This is a genomic window from Candidatus Protofrankia californiensis, assembly GCF_900634765.1.
In the GTDB taxonomy this organism is placed as follows: Bacteria; Actinomycetota; Actinomycetes; order Frankiales; family Frankiaceae; genus Protofrankia; species Protofrankia californiensis.
This window is the reverse complement of the sequence record NZ_CAAAFT010000358.1, coordinates 1680-6421: the sequence shown is the minus strand read 5'-3', so window position 1 is coordinate 6421 and position 4742 is coordinate 1680. Positions and strand designations below refer to the sequence as shown.

At 70.2% G+C, this 4742-nt stretch carries 5 protein-coding genes; 4 read left to right on the top strand and 1 reads right to left on the bottom strand.

Annotation, left to right across the window (positions count from 1 at the left end; all coding sequences use genetic code 11):
* Positions 1-336: 336 nt before the first annotated feature.
* The gene (locus DD1DGNOD_RS18630; protein ID WP_241251670.1) at positions 337-1056 is read right to left on the bottom strand and encodes an HNH endonuclease; all 720 of its coding nucleotides are present in this window, start codon (positions 1054-1056) and stop codon (positions 337-339) included.
* Between the two features lie 735 nt (positions 1057-1791).
* Between DD1DGNOD_RS18630 and DD1DGNOD_RS18625 the strand changes: the two genes are divergently transcribed.
* From DD1DGNOD_RS18625 to DD1DGNOD_RS18610, 4 genes are all read left to right on the top strand, one after another.
* Positions 1792-2361 (top strand): signal peptidase II, encoded by a 570-nt coding sequence (locus DD1DGNOD_RS18625; protein ID WP_241251666.1) that lies wholly within the window; start codon positions 1792-1794, stop codon positions 2359-2361.
* 16 nt (positions 2362-2377) lie between these two features.
* A complete protein-coding gene (locus DD1DGNOD_RS18620) occupies positions 2378-3328 on the top strand; it encodes an RluA family pseudouridine synthase (RefSeq protein WP_206443288.1) in 951 nt (316 codons plus the stop codon).
* 374 nt (positions 3329-3702) lie between these two features.
* Positions 3703-3948 carry a hypothetical protein gene (locus DD1DGNOD_RS27265; protein ID WP_165036858.1) on the top strand — a complete coding sequence of 82 codons (246 nt, stop codon included), beginning with the start codon at positions 3703-3705 and terminating at the stop codon, positions 3946-3948.
* A 31-nt stretch (positions 3949-3979) separates the two neighbouring features.
* Positions 3980-4558 (top strand): hypothetical protein, encoded by a 579-nt coding sequence (locus DD1DGNOD_RS18610; protein WP_131770714.1) that lies wholly within the window; start codon positions 3980-3982, stop codon positions 4556-4558.
* Positions 4559-4742 lie beyond the last annotated feature (184 nt).

The following is a 4742-nucleotide window of genomic DNA, read 5'->3' as shown; positions in this document are numbered from 1 at the left end:
GCCCTGTTCTCCCGGCGGCTCGGGGGTGATCTTCACAGCGCGCTGGCCGCCGGGCTTGCACCGTCCCCGGCTCGCTGGACGCCGTCTCAACCGGTCGTCCCTGGCTGCGCCCGCCGCTACTTGTCCCGTCAACGCCGTCCGCTGTAACAAGCGTAATGGATGAGGCGGAGCATCCGGCGGCCCCCTGCCGGGCCGGTTCAGGACCTGCCGGGCTGGTTCAGAAGCACCGGTGGGTTCAGGACCTGACCGTCTGCCCAGGACTGCCGGCAGGGTTCAGGAGTTGCCGCTACCTTCAGGAACCGTCGGCGGGTTCAGGGTCTGCCGGCAGGTCGGGGCCTAACCGCCGGTTCGGGACCTGCCAGCGCCCATCGGACGATCTTGGTGCTCGACGTCGTCCGGCACGGGACGGCTGCGGCGGACCGTGCCCCGCGCCGGCGGCGTCCCGGCAGCGGCACGCCGGCGGCTCACCGGGCGTCGCCGCGGTCGGCGGCGTGCCGCGGGCACGGGCACGGTTTCGGAGCCGCCCCGCAGCACCCGGACCGGCCAGTGGACAGCGCGGACAATACCGGTGCAGCGCCGCAGCGACAGTCCCAGCGCGCGGGTGCCGAACGGCCCGAGGTAACGGTCGACCTTGTGGACGCGGGTGTGGCAGCGGTGACAGATGGGGACCAGGTCGCGGTCGGACTCGTGACCCGAGCCGGCCCGGAAGTAGTCGACATGGTGTGCGTGGTAGCCGACGCCCGAGGGTCCGTCCCGCCACGGCTTTCCGCAGATGTGACACGGACGCTTGCCGGTCTCGGCGAGCCATCGCCTCCGCCGGGCCTTCCACTCGTGGCCGCCCACGTAGTCGCCGTGTCTGCGGTAGCCGTTCAGCCTGCGGGTGAGGTAGAACCGTCCCCGCTCGATCCGCCGGTCCACATGCCCGGCGAGGCCGAGCGCCACGCCGACGGCCAGGACCACCCCGACCCAGCCCAGCAGTTGCCCGGACGCCAGGTGCCACCACAGGTCCGCCGCGGCTGCGACGGCACCCCACAGGACGCCCGGAATATCCGCCACGATGCTCAACCCGATCCCCCTTTGTCCCCAACCGTGGCAGCGATTATGTCCTGGAGCAGAGAGCCGAAGGCTGCGCGATCATGCTCTTTCCGCGCAGCCGGAGGCATGGCTCCCCGGGCCAGTAGGTGGAAACCGCTGCGATGACGACGAAATCTACCTACAGATCCGGAAGGCGTGGGTGGAAACCGCTGCGATGACGACGGTTTCCACCCACGTCTTCCGAGTGCAGGGCGTGGTCGAGGGTTCTGGTGAGGGTCGGGTCGCAGCGGTGCGCCCTCGGTAAAGATCGAGACGTGTACGCTGTCGCCTCCGCTCGCCAACCCCAGACCGATCATGAGGGCACAGCAACAACCTTGCCGTCAGCCATCTTTGCGGGAACGGCCGTCTTGTTAACTTCGGCCCGACCGTGAGGGTGTGGAAACCGAGAGCGAAATCCGCCTTGTCGTGAAGGTCTTCTGACGGGGCGGGGATGGCCGTTGGCTGGTCGGGCATGACTTCCGGCAGGCGGAGCGTGGCCGGGGGCCGACGGTCATGGTGTGTTCTGGCCGTAGAGTGGGTCGGGTGTGGGAGACGTCGTCCACGGGCGGGACCGGTGGGGATGTGACTGCCGGGGTGGAAAGCAGGGGACCCGTCCCGGGCCTGGATGATCCGGGTGCTCCGGACCCCGATGCTTCGCCGGCCCACGAGGGGAACCGCATCAACAGGAGCCGCACCAACAGAGGTGGACCACAGCCGGTGCGTCGATCGCCGCGTGCGGTGGCCACGCTGGCCGGTGCTGGCCTTGCGGTCGTCACCATCGATGTGGTCACGAAGATCGTCGCTGTGGCGCATCTGTCGAACCGGGCCCCGGTCGACCTGGTTCCCGGCCTGCTCGACCTTCGGCTGACCCGCAACCCGGGGGCCGCATTCAGCCTTGCCGGCGGTGCGACCGTGCTGTTCAGCATCGTCGCCCTGGTGGTTGTCGTGGTCATCGCGCGAACCGCCCGGACGTTGAAGTCGCTGCCGTGGGCGGTCGTGCTCGGGCTGCTGCTCGGTGGAGCCCTGGGCAACCTCACCGATCGGATCTTCCGCGCGCCGGCTCCGCTGCGCGGGCATGTGGTGGACTGGATCCACCTGCACCACTGGCCGGTCTTCAACATCGCGGACTCGGCAATCGTGATCGGCGGGGTTCTCGCGGTCATCCTGGGAGCCCGCGGTGTCGGTCTGGACGGGCAGCGGGACGACCTGGACGGGCCGGAGGGTTCCGAGGGGCGGCGGGGTCCCGACGGGCAGCAGGCGGCGGGTGCCGGCGACCGTGACAGGTAGTAGCGGGACCGGCAAGGTGACCAGAATAGGGGACAGGGTGGGGGACAGGCGTGCTCTCGTGGTCCCCGATGGGCTCGACGGCCTGCGCCTAGACGCGGTGATCGCGCGGATGTTCGGGTTATCCCGGACGGCCGCGGCCCAGCTTGTCGACGCTGGCCATGCCAGCGTGGACGGAACCGTACGCGGTCGGTCCGACCGGGTCAGTGGCGGGGTGTGGCTCGACGTCGAACTGCCGCCACCGCCGAATCCGGTGCGGGTGGAGGCTGATCCGGTACCCGGCCTGCAGGTGATCCACGACGATGACGACATCGTGGTCGTGAGCAAGCCGGTCGGGGTGGCCGCGCACCCCGCGCCCGGCTTCACCGGTCCGACCGTGATCGGCGGGCTTGCCGCCGCGGGTTACCGTGTCGCGACCAGCGGTGCCGCGGAACGCCAGGGAGTCGTCCACCGCCTCGACGTCGGTACGACGGGCATCATGGTTGTCGCGAAAAGTGAGCACGCCTACACCGTGTTGAAGCGGGCTTTTCGGGACCGTGAGGTCGAAAAGATCTACCGTGCTCTGGTGCAGGGGCATCCTGATCCGTCCAGCGGCACGGTGGACGCGCCGATCGATCGTCATCCGCGCAAGTCCGGCCTGTTCGCCGTGGTCGCGGACGGAAAACCCAGCATCACGCACTATGACACCGAAGAGGCGTTCCGGGCCGCGTCGTTGCTGTCGGTACGGCTGGAGACCGGACGGACCCATCAGATCCGCGTGCACATGTCGGCGTTGCGGCATCCCTGCGTCGGTGATCTCGCCTACGGCGCTGATCCTGTCCTCGCCGGCAGGCTCGGGCTGACCCGGCAGTGGCTGCATGCCGCCCAACTGTCCTTCGCCCATCCCGGGGACGGCCGGTGGGTGACGTTCACCAGCCCTGATCCACCTGATCTGGCGGAGGCGGTGGCCGTTCTCCGGCGGCAGTCGTGACCGTTACCGGTCGCCCGGCGGTCACGTTCCAGGCCCTGAAGCGTCAGCGTGCCAAAATCCAGCTCGCCAAGGGCTGGATCGGGGCCAGAGGCCGTACTGGGAAGCTCCGGACGGGACGGGCTGTCGCCGGGTTTGTGCGGGGTGTGCTCGTCACATTGGATCGCCTGGACGAACGTGTGCTGCCGGTCGCAGGTCGAGTACTGGACACACTCGCTGCTCGGGTTCTGGGCATTCGGACTACAGCCTTGAGCATGCGAGCCACGCTGGGCGCGCGGACGAGCGATACGGCCAGCGGTGGCAGTGGTTTCAGCGATGAGCTTGCCAGGTCGCACAGTAACGGGATGGTGCCGTACGGTGATAAGGGTGACCCGGTCGTGGAGACTACCGCGGCCCGCCGGGGCCTTGGCGGCTCCCTCGTCGTCGAACGGAGCATGCGGGTGATGGTGCTGGGTGCGGTCTCGGTGATCGGGGTGAGCGCGATCGCCGCACTGGCGCGAGGGCCGGCCGGCGGACGCGATCTCGGGCAGGTCGGCCGCACACAGCTGGCGTTGCCTGCCATGGGGGAGCATGCGGATCCGGCCGCCGGGCTGGCGAGCACGACGGCGGGCCGCTGCCGTTGATGCTGCCACCGTCGCCGCCGTTGCCCCGGCCGTGGTCTCCGGTCCGGTCGCCGTCCCTGGTCCGGTCGAGGAGATGCCCGCGGACGCTGTCCTGCTGGGCCCGCCACCGCAGGAGACGGTCGAGGGCTACCTGAGGGCGGCGAGGATGCGACTGACCGCCTCGGCGCAGGCGCCCGAGCAGCCTGACACCTATGCGATCGTCGGTTTTCCGGGGTACCGGACGCCGGAACAGGCCTTCGGACTGCTCCAGGACCTGCGGACCGTGCGCGTGTTCTTCCGGGTTCCCCCCGATGGCACGGCGCTGTCCGCGGACGTCCGCGACCCGCTCGCCGACGTCCGGACCGCCTTCGCGCGCGCCGCCGACGCCGCTGCCGCGCGGGCCGACGCCGCCGGTGCTGCCGGTGACGCGGGTGCCCGGGCGCTTGCCGCGGACGAGGCAGCGGCGCTGGGTGACTCCTGCGCCTGCCTGTACGGAGCGGTCGTGGTCGCCGCGGCGCGGCAACTTCTCGCCCTCGCTGACACGGGGTCGGTTCGGCTGGTGGACGTTGCGCCACCGGGCGTGTCCGGTCCGTCGGCCGTGTTCGTGCCCCTGCGACCCGAACAGCGGTGAACGGCTCTGTGACGGCTGTAACAGCTGTGCGGACGTGGCGGGCACGCGCTGTCCTTGCGCTGCTCATCGTCGCCGTGTCGCTCGCGCATCCGCCGGCGCGCGACGGAGCCGGTGGCTCCGATAGGGCAGCCCATGCCCATGCCCATGCCCATGCCGCCGGTGCCGCCCATGCCGGCCCTGACAC